Consider the following 15,368-nt stretch of genomic DNA (forward strand, 5'->3'; position numbering starts at 1 on the left):
TAACCGGGCCACGGGCACGTGCGCTCACCCGTCGCAGGCGAAGAGCGGCGTGGCGCGAGGGCGCACTGTGGCCGGACGTTCCCGCGGATCGGAGGCGGCCATGGCGGATCAGGCGTACCTGCGCGACCAGGCTTACATGAATTCCCAGCGGGCCACCGGGCTCGGCAGGGTGACGGGGGAACGCGGCAGCGGGTGGTTGTTGTTCGGCGCCGTGATGGTGGTCCTGGCCGGGCTGTTCACCACGGTGATGGGCATCGTCGCGCTGGCCGCGGACGACCACTACGTCGTCGGCCCCGAGGGCACCCTGGTCGTCGACCTCACCGGCTGGGGCTGGATCCACCTCGTGGTCGGCGTGCTCGCGGTCGCGACCGGCGTCGCGCTCGGGTTCGGGGCGATGTGGGCCCGCGTGGTGGCGGTGCTGCTGGTCGGGTTCAACGCGCTGTCGCACCTGGCGTTCCTCAACGTCGCGCCGGTGCAGTCCACCATCGTCATCGCCATCGACGTGCTCGTGATCTGGGCGGTCGTCGCGCACGGCCGGGAGTGAGGACCACCGCCGCGCGCGCGGGGTTCGCCTCGGCGGCGGGCCGGTTCCCCGCGGTCCGGCTGACCGGGCGGGTGCTCCGGCGGGACCTGGAGATCGCCGGCCCGCTGCTGGCCGCCGCGCTGGCCTTCCGGATCTTCGTGTGGCTGCTGCCGTGTGTCCTGATCCTCGTCGCGCTCCTCGGGTTCTGGTGGTCCGGGACGACCCTGCGCGAGCTGGTGCGGACCACCGGGCTCAGCCCGCTCACCGCGAGCCTGCTGGAGAACGTGGGGCGGCAGGCCGAACAGAGCAGGCTGTTCGCGCTCGGGGTGGGCATCGGCTCGCTCGCGGTCGCGTCGTTCACGCTCGGGCGGGCGCTGGACGGCGTCGCGAACCGGGTCCGCCCGGGGACCTGCCCGCGCGACTTCACCGCACTGGCCAGGGCTGGCCGCTACACCGCCGCCCTGCTCGGGGTCGTGGTGGCCTGCCTCGGCGGGCCACTCCTGGAATCCGCCCTGCAGATCCCCGCGGCGGTGATGTCGCTGGTGATGGCTGCCGTGTTCACCCTGCTGGGGCTGCCGTTGCTGCGCGCCGGGCAATCCCGGCCGCACCGCGCGTTCCTGCCCGGGGCCGTCCTGTTCGGCCTCGGGCTGGAAGGCCTGCGCGCGGTCGCCGTCCACTTCCTGCCGGGCAAGTTGTCCCGCGCCTCCGAGCTGTACGGGACGCTCGGGGTGGCCGCCGCCGTGCTCGTCTGGCTCATGCTGATGGCCCGCTTCGTCGTGCTGGCCCACGTGCTCAACCTCCTGCTGTCCGAGCAGGAGGACCGACTGCCGAGGAGTTCCGATGACAGCGCGTCCTGACGGCGCCCCGAAGGCGCCGCCGTCCAAGAAGGTTCCCGTCAAGCTGATCGCCGCGGCGGTGCTGGTGGCGCTCGGCCTGACGTTCGTTCTGCAGAACCGCCAGACCGTGGACATCCGCGTGTTCACCACGACGATCACCGGGCCGCTGTGGGCGGCGCTGGCGGGTGTCCTCGTGCTCGGCCTGCTCGCCGGGCTCCTGCTTGGCCGCGGCGCTCACCGCGCTAAGCGAGGGCAGCGTCCAGGGTGAGGGCCGCGTCGATCAGCGCGAGGTGCGTGAAGGCCTGCGGGAAGTTCCCGATCTGCTCGCCGGTCAGCGCGATCTCCTCGGAGAACAGGCCGAGGTGGTTGGCGTAGGTGACCATCTTCTCGAACGCGCCGCGGGCCTCCCGCACCCGCCCGGCCCGCGCCAGCGCGTCCACCCAGGCGAAGGTGCACAGCGAGAAGGTGCCCTCCGAGCCCCGCAGCCCGTCCGGCGAGGCGGCCGGGTCGTAGCGGTAGACCAGGCTGTCGGTGACCAGCTCGTCCGCCATCGCGTCCAGTGTGGACAGCCACTGCGGATCACGCCCGGCGATGAACCCCAGCCGCGGCATGCGCAGCAGCGAGGAGTCGAGCACATCGGTGTCGTAATGCTGGACGAACGCGCGCCGCCCCGGGTGCCACCCGCGGTCGTGGACCTCCTCGTAGATGCGGTCGCGTTCCGCCGCCCACCGCTGCTGGTCGGCAGGCCTGCCGTGCTCGGCGGCGAGCCGGATGCCGCGGTCCAGCGCGACCCAGCACATCAGCCTGCCGTAGGTGAACGGGCGCCGCCCGCCACGGGTCTCCCAGATGCCCTCCTCCGGCTGGTCCCAGTTGGCGCACACCCAGTCGAGCACGTCGCGCACGGCCCGCCAGCCCTGGTGCGGGATCGGCAGCCCGGCCCGGTCGCCGGCGAACAGGCTGTCCATCGCCTCGCCGTAGATGTCCAGCTGCAGCTGTTCGGCGGCGCCGTTGCCGATCCGGACCGGACGCGAACCCCGGTACCCCGACCAGTGGTCCAGCACGTCCTCCTTGAGATCGCTGGAACCGTCGACCCGGTACATGATGTTCAGCGGCCCGGACGACCCGCCCGCCCGTTCGCGCACGCGGTCGCCGAGCCAGCGGCCGAACCGCTCCGCCTCGCCGTCGAACCCCAGCCCCAGCAACGCCGACACCGAGAACGACGCGTCACGCACCCAGGTGTAGCGGTAGTCCCAGTTGCGCTCGCCGCCCACCTGCTCGGGCAGCCCCGCGGTGGGCGCGGCGACGATCCCGCCGGTCGGCGCGTAGGTGAGCAGCTTCAGCGTGATCGCCGACCGCTCCACCGCCTCGCGCCACCGGCCGCGGTAGGACGAACCGGCGAGCCAGTTCTGCCAGAACGCGGTCGTCTCCTCGAACAGCCGCCGGACCTCCGCCACCCGGATCTCCCGCGGCGGCCCGTCCGCGTCCGCTTCGAGCACGACGCCGCGGACCTGCCCGGCGGAGAGCTCGACCGACATCTCCAGGTCCTGGCCCGCGTGCCGGACTTCGGCGAGCCGCTCGTCGCCGGGTTCCCGCACCGGGTGGACGGTGAGCACCGTCGAACCGCCGTCGAGCACCGCGCCCGCACCGGCCAGTTCCGTCCGATGTGGACGGCGGCCGTAGTCGAACCGCGGCGCCAGCTCGACCTCGAACCGCATCCGGCCGCGCACGCACCGGATCAGCCGCACGATCCGGTGGTTGCCGGTCGCGTGCTCCCCGGCGGGCGGCATGAAGTCGACGACTTCGCCGACCCCTTCCGCGGTGAAGAACCGCGTGATCAGCACCGCGCTGTCCGGGTAGTACACCTGGCGGCTGGTGAAATCGCCCGCCGGCCGCACCCGGAAGCGGCCGCCGCGCTCGTCGTCGAGCAGCGCGCCGAACACGCTCGGCGAGTCGAAGCGCGGACAGCAGAACCAGTCGATCGACCCGTCCGTCGTCACCAGTGCGACCGTGTGCAGGTCACCGATCATCCCGTGCTCGGAGATCGCGGTCTCGGTCATCGTCTCCTCCGGTTTTCTCAGTCCGGTCGCGGCCGTGCCGCACGGCGGTGAGGATCACCCGCAGGCCGAGGCCAAGCAGGAGCAGGTCACCGAGCATCTGCACGGTGACCAGGATCCGCGCCGGCTCCGCGACCGGGGTGATGTCGCCGAAGCCCACCGTGGCGAACACCGTCACCACGAAGTAGAGGGCGTCGGTCTTGCCGAGGGCGCCGGTGAAACTGCCCGGCCGCACCTCCTCGATGCTGTGGTAGGCCCCGGCGAACAGGAGCAGGAACAACGGGACCACCAGTGCCAGCGCCTGCACACCCTGCAGGAGCGGGTACGGCGACCGCAGGATCGCGCGGACCTCCCACACGACCACCGCCGTCACCACCAGCAGTCCGGCCGCCAGGAACACCGCGCCGCCGCCGCGCACCCGGTCCCCCAGCGGGAGCACGTAGTACGCGGTGACCAGCAGCGCGACGGTCAGCGAGGGGCGGAGCACACCGAGGACGAACAACCGCCCCCGGTGCGCCCGTACCCGCTCCCCCACACCGGGCGCCATCCCGGACCGCCCCGGTCATCCGGACGCCGGTCTCATCGGGCCAGTGCCTTCGCCTTGAGGTCCTGGTACTCCCTGTCGTCGATGGCCCCGCTGTCCAGCAGTTTCTTGGCCTCGGCGATCTGGCTCGCCGCGCCGTTCCCGCCGCCGCCGTGGGCGACGTCGCGGACGTAGTCGTCGAACTGGTTCTGCGCGGCGACCGCTTCGGCCCGCCTGCGCTCGCCCATGTGCCTGCCCTGCGCGACGAGGTAGATCAGCACCCCGAGGAAGGGCAGCACCAGCACGAGCACGGTCCAGCCCGCCTTGCCCCACCCGGAGACGTCCGAGCGCCGGAAGAGGTCGCCGAAGATGACGACGAGGAGCCAGAACCAGATCACCCAGCCGAAGAACACCAGCATGGTCCAGATCAGGTCCAGGAACGGGTACTCCGATTGTGCCAGTGTCATGACGCCTCCGTTGCTCGACACCCGCCGGGGATCACGCGCCGCGGGCGGCGCATCCCCCGGGGCCGGCGTCCCGTCGGCTTCCCCGGGCGCGCCGCCCGCACGTGGTGCCCGCGCCTCGATGCGCACGTCCCGCGCGTGGTCACCCCGGCAGCGTCACTCCGGGTGACCGGTGCGGCATCACCCGGCCGGGGTGAGTTCCCCGCTCCCGCGCGGGAGGACGCTGCCGCCAGGACACGACCGAGGAGGCGCGATGACCGCGAACACCAGCCCGCGACGCGGGACCGTCCACTCACTCGCCGGCGCGGCAGGCTCGTCCGGGGCCGTCATGGCGATCGGCGTCGGGACCATCGCCGCCGGCGCGGTGGTCCTCGCCTGGCCGGAGGCCACGCTGAAGGTCATCGCCGTGGTCTTCGGGATCTCCGCGATCGTCGACGGCGTGGTCCGGCTCGTCTCGGCGCTGTCCGCCGGGGACCGGTCCGCCGGGGAGCGCACGCTGCCCGTGCTGGCCGGTGTGCTGTCGATCCTGGTGGGCATCGTCTTCGTGCGGTACCCGTTCCCGACGCTGGCGGCGCTGACGCTGCTGCTCGGGATGTTCTGGGTGGTCGCCGGCCTGATCCAGATCGTGCACGGGCTGGCGGAACGCGAGACCGGCAGCGCCTGGCGCGTCGCCTGCGGTGCGCTCGCGCTGGTCACCGGCGTCCTCGTGCTCGCCTACACCTCGGCGAGCCTGGTCGTGCTGGTCTGGATCCTCGGGCTGCAGCTGGTGCTGGGCGGCGCGCTGCTGTTCGGCTGGGGCGTGGAGGTGCGCCGCGAGGAGCACGGCACGCTGCCGCGCCACGGCCACCGCTCAGCCGAGGCCTAGCTCACGCGCCGCGACCACGGCCGCCCGCCGGTTGTTCACGCCGAGCTTGGCGTAGATGGCCCGCACGTGGGTCTTCACCGTGTTCACCGACACCCGCAGTTCCGAAGCCACCTCGTCGAGCGGCTGCGGTGAGGTCAGGCGCGTCAGCACGACCAGTTCCCGGTTCGTCAGCACCGCCGCGGTCGCCGCGCCGTCCTCGGTCAGCACCCGCCGGACCCGCGCGGCGAAGGTCTCGGCCGCGCCGAACCCGCCCATCTGGTCCAGCAGCAGCACTTTGACCTCCGGGTCGGCGTAGGCGAACGGACGGACGATCCCGGCCGGAACGGCGGAGACGAGCGCCTCTTCGAGCGATCCCCTGGCCTTGGTGCGGCAGCCGAGCCGCAGGGCGGTCGCGGCGTCGAGCAGCGCCAGCTCGGTTTCCGTGCCGGCGACCAGCCGGGGCACGCCCGGCTCCCGCGCGGCCCGCAGGGCACGCACGGATCCGTCCACGTCACCGCGCGCGAACCGGGCACGCGCCACGGTGAGGTGCACTTCCGCCACCGGGCCGAGGCGGCGCGCGCCCCACTCGGCGGCGTCGCGGGCGTGCGGGGCCTGCGCCAGGACGAGCGCGCACTGGTGCTCCAGCGCCATCGCGATCGCGGCGAGCGGTCGCGGCACCGGCGCGCCGGCGAGGGCGCTCCGGCTGTCCTGCAACAGTTTCAGGCCGGCCGCGCGGTCGCCGCCGTCGTACCGGGCGGCGCCTTCGATGACCCCGCCCGCGAAGCGCAGCGCGCTCGGCTCGACGCCGTCCAGGCCGGCGGCGAGTTCCAGGGCGCCGCGCAGATCGGTCCGCAGCAAGCGGGCGAAGCCGAGTATCGCTCGGCACACCGCCAGCCAGGGCGAGCGCTTCCAAGTGCCGTGCCCGGCGAGGGTGAGGGCGAGCTCGCTCGCCTCCGCGGCCCCGGCGTCGTCGCCCGCGGCCACCGCCAGCAGGGCGTGCGCGGCCTTCGTGTGCACTTCCAGGTAGTGCAGGTCCTGCTCGTCGCTGAGCCGGTCGGCGGCCGCCAGCTCCCCGGCGGCGCCGCCGTGGTCGCCCGCCGCGAGCAACGCGACACCGTGGTCGAGGCGGGCCCACGCCTCCGCCGCGGCCGACCGGCACACCCCGGCGCCACCGGGCGCCGGGGCACGGCCGCAGGCCAGCCCGTGCGCGGACACCACGAGCCGCCGGAACCCGGCGAGCCCCTCGTCCGGCCGCTCGGGCCACACCCGGGAGCTGCGCGCGATGTCCGACTCGGCCGCGGACAGCTCGCCGAGCTCGAGGTGGGCCAGCGCGGCGAAGAGCAGGAGCCGGGCGTCCCGCGCGACGAGGCTCCCCGCGGCGTCCAGCGCACGCAGCACGAGCCCGGGCCCGCCGTCGAGCAGCACGTCCATTCCCTTGGCGTGCAACAGTTCCGCGGCCGCGCGCTCGTCGCCGGTCTGCTCGGCGTGCAACAGCGCCTCCCGGGGGCGGTCCTGGCCGGCGAACCACCGCGCGGCCCGCTGGTGCAGCACGGTCACCAGGTCCGGCTGGTGCCGGGTGAGCTCGGTCCGCAGGTAGGCCCGCAGCAGGGGGTGGAGCTGGTACCACGGCGGCTCGCCCTCGACCGCGGTGACCAGCACGCCCTCCCGCTCGAGCCCGGCCAGCAGGCCGCCGACGTCGTCGCGCCCGGTCAGCGCCGCGGCCAGCCGCGGCGTCACCCGGTCGCTCACGCTCAGCATGGCCAGGATCTCACGGGAGTCGCCAGGCAGGTGCGCGAGCACCTCGCCGGTGAGGAAGTCGGCCATGGCGTGGTCGTGGCCGGCGAAGTACGGCACGAACCGGTCCGGGTCCTGGGTGGTGCGCAGCGAGCGGGCGGCCAGGCGCAGCCCGGCGGCCCAGCCGTCGGTCTGGCTCACCAGGCGCAGCAACTGGTCTTCGCTGAGCCGGACACCACACCCGTCGAGCAGCTCACGCGCCTCGGCGGGGCCGAACCGCAACGCGTCCGCCCGGAATTCCGTCAGACGGCCCTGCACGCGCAGCTTCGCCAGCGGCAGCAGGGGATCCGACCGCGCGGCCAGCACCAGGCGGAGGTTGCGGGGCTGGTGGCGGATCACCGCGGCGAGCACGCGCAGCACGTCCCGGCCGGGGATCTCCTGAACGTTGTCCAGCACCACGACGAGCCTGTGGGGCAGCGCCTCGATCGCCTGCAGGAGTTCGGCGACCGTCACCGCGGCGTCGCCGGGCGGCGCGGACCGGTGCCGCAGCGCGGGTTCCACCGTGGCGAGCGTGTGCTCGGTGATGGCGAACCGCAGCGAAGTCAGGAAGTGCTGCGCGGTGTCGTCGTCGTGGTCGAGCGAAACCCACACCGCGTCCCGCGCCAGTGTGGACATCCATTCGGCCAGCAGCAGCGTCTTCCCGCACCCAGCGGGCGCGCAGACGAGCGTGACCGGGCTGGTGGCCACCGCGTGGGCGAGCTTTTCGCACAACCCCGGCCGGCGCACGAAATTTCCCGGCAACCGCGGTGGCACGACCTTCGTGTGCGGGACACCCCACCGCCGCCCGCCGGCGGGATTCGCCGCCTTTTCCTGCATGACTGGAGAAACTATGGGCGGACGGTGTGTCCGGGGTAGGGCCAAGGGTCCTCACCGGACAGGGTCGTCATTCCCCCGGTTCCGCGCCGTGCACGTCGAGCAGTCCGCGCGCGATCGCCACCGCGACGGCGTCCCGCCGCCGGTGCACGCCCAGTTTCGCGTAGATCCCGCGCACGTGGGTCTTCACCGTGTTCGGCGACACGGTCAGGTCGTTGGCGATCTCCTCGACGGACCGCAGCGTGGGCAGCAGCCGCAGCACGCTGCGCTCGCGTTCGGTGAGCGGCTCGGGCATCGCGCTGCCGCCCAGGTGCCGCCTGCGTTCCAGGAGTTTCGCGGCGAAGCCCTCCCGCCCGCCGAGCCTGCCGAGCAGTCCGATCAGCACGGAGATCACCTCCTCCGGCGCGAACACGTAGGGCCGCCAGACGTCGAGGCGTTCCGCGTCGGCCAGGGCCTCGGCCACCAGCCGCCGCGCGGTGTCGAGGTCGCCGTGGTGCAGGACGATCCGGGTGCGCAACAGGCGCGCCTCGATGGCCGACCACGGCAGCACGGCGGTGACGCTGCCGTCGACGACGGGTTGCAGTGCCTTGGCGGCGGGCCCGTGCCTGCCCAGCGCGATCTGCGCGCGCGCTCGCATCAGCAGGAGCTCGGCGGTCCGCCCGAACTCGTTCAGGCACCACGCCACGACTTCGCGGGCGTGGTCGGCCGCGCCGGCCAGCAGCGCCGCCCGGTGCTCGAGGACACCCGAGACCGCGGCGTACTCCGGTTGCAGCGCGCGGTCGCCGAGGCCGAGGCGCACCCGGCGCATCCGCCGCAGGCCGCCCTGCCAGTCGCCGGTGTCGAACTGCGCGGCGCCGCCGAGCATCTCCGCGGCCACCTCCAGGTTCCCCCCGATCCGCGCGGCCATGCCGTCGACGGCGCGGGTGGTCTGCACGACGAGCCGCACGCACTCCTCGGGCTCGGCCCGCAGCAGGGCGCGGTACGCGCGGACCACGCCGGTGGTCGCGCCTTCGATCGTGCCCCGGGCGCTGGCCGCCACCGAGTCGAGACGTTCGCCGATCCGGTCCACCGCCGGGAAATCCCCGTCCAGGACGGCGAGTTCACCGAGCATCGTCAGCGCGCGGGCCTCGACGTGGCGCTGGCCGGTCGCCCCGGCCCGGTTCGCCACCGCGCCGACGTGGTCCCGCGCGCCGCGGCGCTCGCCGGTCAGCAGCACCTCCGTTTCGCGTTGCAGCCCGGCCAGCGCCTCCAGATCCGTGTCGCGGGCGAGCTCCGCGTCCACCTCGCGCGCGGCGCTCGCCATTTCGGCCAGGTCGCCGTCCAGCTGGGCCTGGCGGGAGCGGGCGAGCTGCCGGAGCACCACGAGTTCCGGCTGCGGCTCCGCCGGCCACGCGTCCTCCGCGTGGCGCAGGTGCAGCTCGGCCGTGCCGGTCTCACCGGTCTCGAGGCTGAGCGCCGCCGCGAGCAACGCCAGCCGCGGCTCCCGCGCCACCGGCGTTTCGCCGAGCACCCCGAGCGCCTCCCGCAGCACGGTGTGCTCGCCGGCGAGGAAGAGCGGCACCGCGTCCGTCCGCAGCAGGGCGGCCGTGCGAGCGGCGTCGGGGGCGCGGGCGGAGTGCAGCAGCGCCTGCGCGGCGTCACCCCGGCCCTCGAACCACGCCGCGGCGAGCCGGTGCTGGCCCGCCAGCCGGTCCGGGTCGCGCCGCGCGAGATCGGCGAGCAGGTAGGTGCGCAGCAGCGGCAGGATCCGGTAGCCGTCCGCCGCGCCCGTTTCCCGCACGACGACACCGGCCCCGGCCAGGTCGTGCAGCACGGCCGCGGCGTCGGACCGGCCGGCCAGGGCGGCGGCCAGCGCGGGCGAGGTGTCCGCGCACACGCTGATCAGCCGCAGGAACTCCCGCACGGCCTCGTCGAACCCGGCCAGCACCTCCTGGTCCAGGTACTCCTCCAGCGCCCGGTCGTGCCCGGCGAAGAACTCGTCGAGACCGCCCTCGCGCACGGCCGCGGCGGCGGCCAGCCGCAGCGCGACCGCCCAGCCCTCGGCCTCCTCGTCCAGCCTGCCCAGAACCCGCGCCGGGACGTCACCGCCGCTCACGGCGAACAACGCCCGCGTCTCGGCCGGGGTGAACCGCAGGTCATCGGGGCCGATCTCGAACAGCTGGTCCGACAGCCGCAGGCGGGCCAGCGGGAGCAGGGGTTCGCGCCGCCCGGACAGCACCAGCCGCAGGCCGGCCGGCTGGTGCCGCACCAGCGCGTCCAGCGCGGTCCGCTGCCCCGCGCCGGCGAGCGCCTCCACGTCGTCCAGGATCAGCAGCGCCCGCCGGGGCAGGACGTCCAGCGCGTCGAGGACCTCGGCGAGGAAACCCGGGGCGGCGGCGGGGTCGCGGGGCACGCTCAGCGTGCGCAACGGGCTGCCGGGCGGGATCCCCGGTCCCGCGGCGAACGCGTCGAGGACCGCCGACCAGAACCGGTGGTCGTCGCGGTCGTCCGGATCCAGCGACACCATCGCCGCCGGGCCGGCCCCGCGGCTGCGCGCCCATTCGGCGAGCAGCAGGGTCTTGCCGGCCCCGGCGGGCGCGCGGACGACGGTGACCGGAGCGGCGGCTCGGTCGAGCAGCGTCAGCAACCGGGGACGGGAGACGAAGTGCGCGGGCAGATCGGGCGCCGTGATCTTGCTCCTCGGCACGCGCCCGCGATCCTCCCCGCTCCCCGGGTCCCGCATCACACTCCCTCTCGCCGGCTCCCAGTGTGGACACCCGGCGCGGCCGTTTCCAGCGGCCAGTGGCATCTCACCCAGGGCAGGCGAGGAAAGCGGCCCGCCCGGCACGGAGTGTGGCGCTGCCGGGCAGCGGCCGGATGCCGTCGCCCCCACCTGCTCGAGGAGGCGGAGTCGTGCCGGAGATGAACTACGAGTTCCGTGTCCACGGGCGGTGCTCACCGCAGCTGCGGCAGGCGGTGGGCGAGTTCAGCGAGGTGCGCGTCGTCCCCGCTCCGCCGGAGACCATCATCTACGGCGCGGTCTCCGACCAGGCGCACCTGCACGGGCTGCTGTTGCTGCTGGAGGACTTCGGCCTGCAGATCGTGTCGGTGCACCGGATCCCCGAGCTGCCCAGAACGGAGACCGGTGATGACTGACACCTCGAGCCGCGCCACGCCGCTGACCGACGGCGAGCGCGCGGAACTCGACCGGTTGCGCGCGGAAATCGCCACGCTGCGCGAGCGCACGCCGAGACGGCGGATCCGGTGGCGTTCGCTGGCCACGGGCGTGATCCTGACGCTGGGGTGCCTGCTGATGCCGGTCGCCCTGCTGACCGTCTGGGTGCACAACCAGGTGGCCGACACCGACCGCTTCGTCGACACGACCAGCCCCGTCATCCGCGAACCGTCAGTGCAGACCGCCATCACCGACCGGGTCACCGCCACCGTGTTCGAGTACGTCGACGTGCCCGAGCTGACCTCCGACGCGCTGGGTGTGCTCAGCGCCCAGGGCGTCCCGCCCGCGGTCACCGACCGGTTGCAAGGGCTCGCCGGGCCGCTGGAGTCGAGCCTGCGCGGGTTCGTGCGCGACCGGGTCGCGGCGATCGTGTCCGGCCCCCGCGTCGCCGAACTGTGGGACCGCTCGCTGCGCACGGCCAGCGAGCAGATGAACGCGGTGCTGTCCGGCCGGAGCGAGGCGGTGGTGGTGTCCGACGGCGAGGTGCGGCTGGACCTCGCGCCGTTCATCGCCGAGGCCAAGAACCAGCTGGTGCAGTCCGGGTTCGGCGTGGCGAGCCGGATCCCCGACGTCCACCCGACGATCGCGATCACCGACGCCACCACCCTGGAACGGGCGAAGAACGGCTACTCGCTGCTGGACAAGGCGGCCACCTGGCTGCCGTGGGTCGCGCTCGCGCTGATCGCCCTGGGCGTCTACGCCGCCCGGCGCCACCGGCGCGCGCTGATCGGCGCCGGCCTCGGTGTGTCGCTGGGGATGCTGGTGATCGCCGCGGCGCTGCTGATCACCCGGGGCGTGCTGGTCGGCGCGGTGCCGCCGCGCGCGACCGTGGCCGCCGGGGTCTCCTACGACCTGATCGTCCGGTTCCTGCGCGACGGCCTGCGGCTGGTGTTCGCCATCGGCCTGGTGGTCGCGCTGGGCGCGTTCCTGGCCGGGCCGTCGGCCACAGCGGTGGGCGTCCGCCGGGGCGCGGGGAAGGCGATCGGCTGGCTGCGCCGCGGCGAGGCCAAGGCCGGATTGCGCACCGGCCCGGTCGGCCCGTGGGTGCACGCGCACCTCACCGCGCTCCGGTTCGGCCTGCTCGGCGTCGCCGTGCTGGTCTTCGTCTCGCTGAGCAGCCCCAGCGGGCTCACAGTGCTGGTGATCGCACTGGTGCTGGTGTTCGCCCTCGGCGTGCTGCAGTTCCTGGACCAGCCCCGCGGCGACGAGGTGATCAACCGGACGGCGGGCTCGCCTGGCACAGGGTGACGGCCTCGCGCAGGGCCGCGAGCGCGTCGTTCGCCGCGGCCCGCACCTGCGGCAGGTCCGGCGGCTGCGCCGTCAGCGCGGACCGCAGGCGCTCCAGCGCGGCCTTCGCCTCGTCCAGCCGGGCGGCGGTGTCCGCGCCGACGACGGCGCGCACGATCTCGACCGACGCGGCCAGCTGCTCGGCCGCCACGCGCACCTGCTCGCCGGTGGCCTGCCCGTTGACGAACTGGGTGACCGTCTCGACGAGCGCCTGCCCGGTGGACACGAGGGCTGCGCACTCGGGACGGCTCGTGGCGCTCGTCGCGGGGCTGCCGCCGGTGGTGGCGGTGGTGGTGGACGTCGCCGAGCCGCCCTCCCCACCGCAGGCGACCGCGCACAGGACGGCCGCGGCGCCCAGCGCCACGCCCGCGGACCGCACGCGAGCATCCACCACGATCGCCTCCCCTCGTCCGGAAACCCCGCCACGATGACTACGCCGCGCTGTCCCCGGCGTCACTCGTTCCGGGTGAGACCGGCCGGAGCCGGGGGTTCCAGTCGTAGACGACCGACGTGCGCAGCAGCAGGTCCTGCAGCGACCGGCGGCGGCCACCGGCCACCACCCACAACAGGCCGACCGGGACGAACACGCACCCGAGCGCCCGCGCCAGCGCCCGCACCGGGCGGGGCGGACGGCCGCGGTGGTCCACCACGCGCAGCGCGAGCAGCTGGTCGCCGACGCTGCGGCCGGTCGCGGTCCAGCACACGGCGAGGTAGAGCACCGCGATCCCGGCGGCCACGGCGAACGTCACGAGCCTGGCCGGCGCGGGGAAGGTGAACCGCACCGGGTCGAGCGAGTACTCGACCACCGCCCACCCGAGGTAGAGGCCGGCGAGCACCACGCCCAGCACCACGCAGTCCACGACCGCGGCGAGGGTGCGGCTGACCAGTCCGGCGGGCCTGCCCTGGTGGGCGCGCGCGGGTGCGGGCAGCGCGGCGAACCAGGCCGCACCCGGCCCACCGTCAGGTCGCGGCGTCATGCCCGGCCGGGAGCGGCCGCCGCCGTGCGGCGAAGATCCGCCCCGCCCATCGGGCCACCGCGTCGTCCGCGGCCATCGCCTGGATCCGCGCGTCACGCACCGACTCGTTCGCGACCGACCCGGTCGAGGTCCGGATGATCTCCGGCAGGTCGATCTCCTCGATCACGCCGCGCACGATCCCGGCCAGGTCCAGTTCGTCGAGCACGGTCACCACCACGGCGGGCGCGACCCGGCGGAACAGGCGCACACCGTGCGCCACCGCCTCCTGCCGCCGCCGCTGCCCGTCTTCGGCCAGCTCGCGCAGCGGGGCCGGCCAGTTCCCGGTCCGCACGACCGGCGCGAGCACCGGCCGCACGGGCGCGAGGGCCGTGCGCGCCAGGCTTCGCAGCGCGGTGACGGCCAGTGCGCCGCCGCCGAGCACCAGATCCGCGGCGGCCGGACCCGGCCGTGGGCCCTCCGCTGCCACCATGCCGGGATCGTGCCGCGGACCGCCCGCGCCGGCCTCACCCGTCCCGGGTGGTGATGCGCCCCTCGTCGATCGCCGCGCGCAGCGCACCGTGGTCGCGCTCGTTCTGGTCGGCGGCCGTGGTGGCGAAGTCCCGGACCGCGTGGTCGAACACCGGAGACGATCCCAGGTAGGCGGCGATCGCCACGCAATCGCCGGACCGCGCGTGCGCCCTGGCCAGGGTCCAGCCGCACAACCGCGCGTAGGCGGCGAGCCCCTCGGGCCGCATGCCCGACACGGCCGCCGACCCCTTCCAGTCCCGCAGCTGGCGCAGGTAGAAGTCGCGGCTGCGGTCGTCGAACCCGCGCACCCGCACCCAGCCGAGGAAGATGTCGCTCACCGTCTGCATCAGGCGCTGGCCGACCACGACGCGCTGCCCGGCGTTGGCGAACCGGCTCGGTCCGGCGAACCGCTCCAGCACCGATTCGCCCGCCTCCTTGGCCTGCAGGAACAGCGGGTCGTGCTCGTCGTTGCCGAGCAGCAGGATCATCCAGCAGCGGGTGCCGACGCTGCCGACGCCCACGACCTTGAGCGCCATGTCGGCGACCGCGTAGCGGTCCAGCAGCGCCCGCCGTTCCGGCTCCAGCGAGCGCCGGTACGCCTGCAGGATCGCGTCCAGCCGCTCCGCCGTCTCGGCCGGGTCCACCCCGTCGCCCGCGACGCGGTCCAGCGGGATGATCCGCGGCTCGTCCGGGACGATCCGCAGCCGCCCGCCGTCGACCGCGGCGAACCGCCGCAACGAGCCGCTGTGGCCGGAGCTGCGGGCCTTGGCCACGGTCCGGTCCAGGCGCCGCCGCCGCCCGGCCGAGAGCTCGCCGGCGTACACCTCGCGCACGGTCTCCACGTCGGCGTGGGCGTACCAGACCTCCAGCGCGGTGCTCGCGGCGAACTCGCGCAGCGCGCGCCGGTACTCGCCGACCACCGCGAGCACGGCGGTCGTCCGCTGCCCGCCGGTGTGGCCGTTGTCCCGCCCGGCGACCTCGACGCTCGCCGCCAGCCGCTTGACGTCCCACTCCCACGGCCCCGGCAGCGTCTCGTCGAAGTCGTTGATGTCGAAGACCAGACGCCGTTCCGGCGAAGCGTAGAGACCGAAGTTCATCAGGTGGGCGTCACCGCAGGCCTGCACGGTGAACCCGGTGACCGGCGTGCCGGCCAGGTCGGCGGCCATCGGCAGCGCGGCGCCGCGGAAATAGGTGAACGGCGTGACCGCCATCCGCCCGTAGCGGATGGGCACCAGCTCGGGCACGCGGGAGGCGTCCTGGCCGGCGAGAAGTTCCAGCGGCCCGGGCCCGTCACGGGTCCAGGCGGCGTGCCGGGACCGCGGAACCCGCGTCCGCGCGGCCTTTCCGCGTCCGGCCCGCTCGGCGCGGGTCAGGCCGGCGCCGTCCACGGCCGCCAGGGGCATCGTGCGTGTCGTGGTGCGTGTCATCCCGGCACGGTCCGCGCCGGCGCCGCGGAACGCCTCCTCCGGCCCGGGTGAGGCCGGTCCCGGGCCCCGCGGTCACAGTGGTGGCCCGGCAGCGGGAGGCGGTGT

The 15,368-nt window shown here is 74.6% G+C and carries 15 protein-coding genes; 6 read left to right on the forward strand and 9 right to left on the reverse strand.

Going from position 1 to position 15,368, the window contains the following annotated elements:
* Positions 1–100: 100 nt before the first annotated feature.
* Genes AMY39116_RS0323610 through AMY39116_RS0323620 form a run of 3 tightly spaced genes read left to right on the forward strand, consistent with a single transcriptional unit; the run spans position 101 to position 1,627 of the window.
* Positions 101–544 carry a hypothetical protein gene (locus tag AMY39116_RS0323610; RefSeq protein WP_020420098.1) on the forward strand — a complete coding sequence of 148 codons (444 nt, stop codon included), beginning with the start codon at positions 101–103 and terminating at the stop codon, positions 542–544.
* Positions 541–1,380 carry a YhjD/YihY/BrkB family envelope integrity protein gene (locus AMY39116_RS0323615; protein WP_020420099.1) on the forward strand — a complete coding sequence of 280 codons (840 nt, stop codon included), beginning with the start codon at positions 541–543 and terminating at the stop codon, positions 1,378–1,380. The genes AMY39116_RS0323610 and AMY39116_RS0323615 overlap by 4 nt, the downstream gene beginning before the upstream one ends.
* On the forward strand, positions 1,364–1,627 hold the full coding sequence (locus AMY39116_RS0323620; RefSeq protein WP_020420100.1) for a lipopolysaccharide assembly protein LapA domain-containing protein: 264 nt from the start codon (positions 1,364–1,366) through the stop codon (positions 1,625–1,627). The genes AMY39116_RS0323615 and AMY39116_RS0323620 overlap by 17 nt, the downstream gene beginning before the upstream one ends.
* Here AMY39116_RS0323620 and AMY39116_RS0323625 read toward each other — a convergent pair.
* Genes AMY39116_RS0323625 through AMY39116_RS0323635 form a run of 3 tightly spaced genes read right to left on the reverse strand, consistent with a single transcriptional unit; the run spans position 1,602 to position 4,403 of the window.
* Entirely contained in the window at positions 1,602–3,416 is a 1,815-nt protein-coding gene (locus tag AMY39116_RS0323625) for a glycoside hydrolase family 15 protein (RefSeq protein ID WP_020420101.1), read from the reverse strand. The genes AMY39116_RS0323620 and AMY39116_RS0323625 overlap by 26 nt on opposite strands.
* Positions 3,376–3,960 (reverse strand): potassium channel family protein, encoded by a 585-nt coding sequence (locus AMY39116_RS0323630; protein WP_020420102.1) that lies wholly within the window; start codon positions 3,958–3,960, stop codon positions 3,376–3,378. The genes AMY39116_RS0323625 and AMY39116_RS0323630 overlap by 41 nt, the downstream gene beginning before the upstream one ends.
* 32 nt (positions 3,961–3,992) lie before the next feature.
* Positions 3,993–4,403, reverse strand: coding sequence for an SHOCT domain-containing protein (locus AMY39116_RS0323635; RefSeq protein ID WP_020420103.1), 411 nt, complete (start codon positions 4,401–4,403; stop codon positions 3,993–3,995).
* Positions 4,404–4,653: 250 nt separating this feature from the next.
* Between AMY39116_RS0323635 and AMY39116_RS0323645 the strand changes: the two genes are divergently transcribed.
* Entirely contained in the window at positions 4,654–5,265 is a 612-nt protein-coding gene (locus AMY39116_RS0323645) for an HdeD family acid-resistance protein (RefSeq protein WP_020420104.1), read from the forward strand.
* Here AMY39116_RS0323645 and AMY39116_RS0323650 read toward each other — a convergent pair.
* Entirely contained in the window at positions 5,251–7,854 is a 2,604-nt protein-coding gene (locus AMY39116_RS0323650) for a LuxR C-terminal-related transcriptional regulator (RefSeq protein ID WP_235716205.1), read from the reverse strand. The two genes, AMY39116_RS0323645 and AMY39116_RS0323650, sit on opposite strands and share 15 nt — an antisense overlap.
* Before the next feature lie 67 nt (positions 7,855–7,921).
* Positions 7,922–10,537: a LuxR C-terminal-related transcriptional regulator gene (locus AMY39116_RS0323655; RefSeq protein WP_020420106.1), complete on the reverse strand. Its 2,616-nt coding sequence runs from the start codon at positions 10,535–10,537 to the stop codon at positions 7,922–7,924.
* 215 nt (positions 10,538–10,752) lie between these two features.
* On the opposite strand from AMY39116_RS0323655, the gene AMY39116_RS0323660 reads away from it, so the two are divergent.
* Both AMY39116_RS0323660 and AMY39116_RS0323665 read left to right on the forward strand, forming a co-directional pair.
* Positions 10,753–10,986 carry a hypothetical protein gene (locus AMY39116_RS0323660; RefSeq protein ID WP_039791719.1) on the forward strand — a complete coding sequence of 78 codons (234 nt, stop codon included), beginning with the start codon at positions 10,753–10,755 and terminating at the stop codon, positions 10,984–10,986.
* Positions 10,979–12,313 carry a hypothetical protein gene (locus AMY39116_RS0323665; protein ID WP_020420108.1) on the forward strand — a complete coding sequence of 445 codons (1,335 nt, stop codon included), beginning with the start codon at positions 10,979–10,981 and terminating at the stop codon, positions 12,311–12,313. The genes AMY39116_RS0323660 and AMY39116_RS0323665 overlap by 8 nt, the downstream gene beginning before the upstream one ends.
* Here AMY39116_RS0323665 and AMY39116_RS0323670 read toward each other — a convergent pair.
* From AMY39116_RS0323670 to AMY39116_RS0323685, 4 genes are read right to left on the reverse strand one after another with little or no spacing between them, the layout of a single operon-like run.
* Positions 12,279–12,746, reverse strand: a complete 468-nt coding sequence (locus AMY39116_RS0323670; RefSeq protein WP_235716206.1) for a hypothetical protein — start codon at positions 12,744–12,746, stop codon at positions 12,279–12,281. The two genes, AMY39116_RS0323665 and AMY39116_RS0323670, sit on opposite strands and share 35 nt — an antisense overlap.
* 37 nt (positions 12,747–12,783) lie before the next feature.
* Positions 12,784–13,329 carry an RDD family protein gene (locus tag AMY39116_RS0323675; RefSeq protein ID WP_084506146.1) on the reverse strand — a complete coding sequence of 182 codons (546 nt, stop codon included), beginning with the start codon at positions 13,327–13,329 and terminating at the stop codon, positions 12,784–12,786.
* Positions 13,313–13,798: a hypothetical protein gene (locus tag AMY39116_RS0323680; RefSeq protein WP_020420111.1), complete on the reverse strand. Its 486-nt coding sequence runs from the start codon at positions 13,796–13,798 to the stop codon at positions 13,313–13,315. The genes AMY39116_RS0323675 and AMY39116_RS0323680 overlap by 17 nt, the downstream gene beginning before the upstream one ends.
* A 34-nt stretch (positions 13,799–13,832) precedes the next feature.
* Positions 13,833–15,263 carry a DUF2252 domain-containing protein gene (locus AMY39116_RS0323685; RefSeq protein ID WP_020420112.1) on the reverse strand — a complete coding sequence of 477 codons (1,431 nt, stop codon included), beginning with the start codon at positions 15,261–15,263 and terminating at the stop codon, positions 13,833–13,835.
* Positions 15,264–15,368 lie beyond the last annotated feature (105 nt).

This window comes from Amycolatopsis sp. ATCC 39116, assembly GCF_000231075.2.
Classification (GTDB): Bacteria; Actinomycetota; Actinomycetes; order Mycobacteriales; family Pseudonocardiaceae; genus Amycolatopsis_E; species Amycolatopsis_E tucumanensis.

Bases quoted from the DNA above. Each gene is read 5' to 3' on its own strand.
- AMY39116_RS0323650 (WP_235716205.1), bottom strand. From the start codon at position 7,854: ATGCAGGAAAAGGCGGCGAATCCCGCCGGCGGGCGGCGGTGGGGTGTC.
- AMY39116_RS0323680 (WP_020420111.1), bottom strand. From the start codon at position 13,798: ATGGTGGCAGCGGAGGGCCCACGGCCGGGTCCGGCCGCCGCGGATCTG.
- AMY39116_RS0323645 (WP_020420104.1), top strand. From the start codon at position 4,654: ATGACCGCGAACACCAGCCCGCGACGCGGGACCGTCCACTCACTCGCC.
- AMY39116_RS0323635 (WP_020420103.1), bottom strand. From the start codon at position 4,403: ATGACACTGGCACAATCGGAGTACCCGTTCCTGGACCTGATCTGGACC.
- AMY39116_RS0323660 (WP_039791719.1), top strand. From the start codon at position 10,753: ATGAACTACGAGTTCCGTGTCCACGGGCGGTGCTCACCGCAGCTGCGG.
- AMY39116_RS0323620 (WP_020420100.1), top strand. From the start codon at position 1,364: ATGACAGCGCGTCCTGACGGCGCCCCGAAGGCGCCGCCGTCCAAGAAG.
- AMY39116_RS0323665 (WP_020420108.1), top strand. From the start codon at position 10,979: ATGACTGACACCTCGAGCCGCGCCACGCCGCTGACCGACGGCGAGCGC.
- AMY39116_RS0323625 (WP_020420101.1), bottom strand. From the start codon at position 3,416: ATGACCGAGACCGCGATCTCCGAGCACGGGATGATCGGTGACCTGCAC.
- AMY39116_RS0323675 (WP_084506146.1), bottom strand. From the start codon at position 13,329: ATGACGCCGCGACCTGACGGTGGGCCGGGTGCGGCCTGGTTCGCCGCG.
- AMY39116_RS0323610 (WP_020420098.1), top strand. From the start codon at position 101: ATGGCGGATCAGGCGTACCTGCGCGACCAGGCTTACATGAATTCCCAG.
- AMY39116_RS0323685 (WP_020420112.1), bottom strand. From the start codon at position 15,263: ATGACACGCACCACGACACGCACGATGCCCCTGGCGGCCGTGGACGGC.
- AMY39116_RS0323630 (WP_020420102.1), bottom strand. From the start codon at position 3,960: ATGGCGCCCGGTGTGGGGGAGCGGGTACGGGCGCACCGGGGGCGGTTG.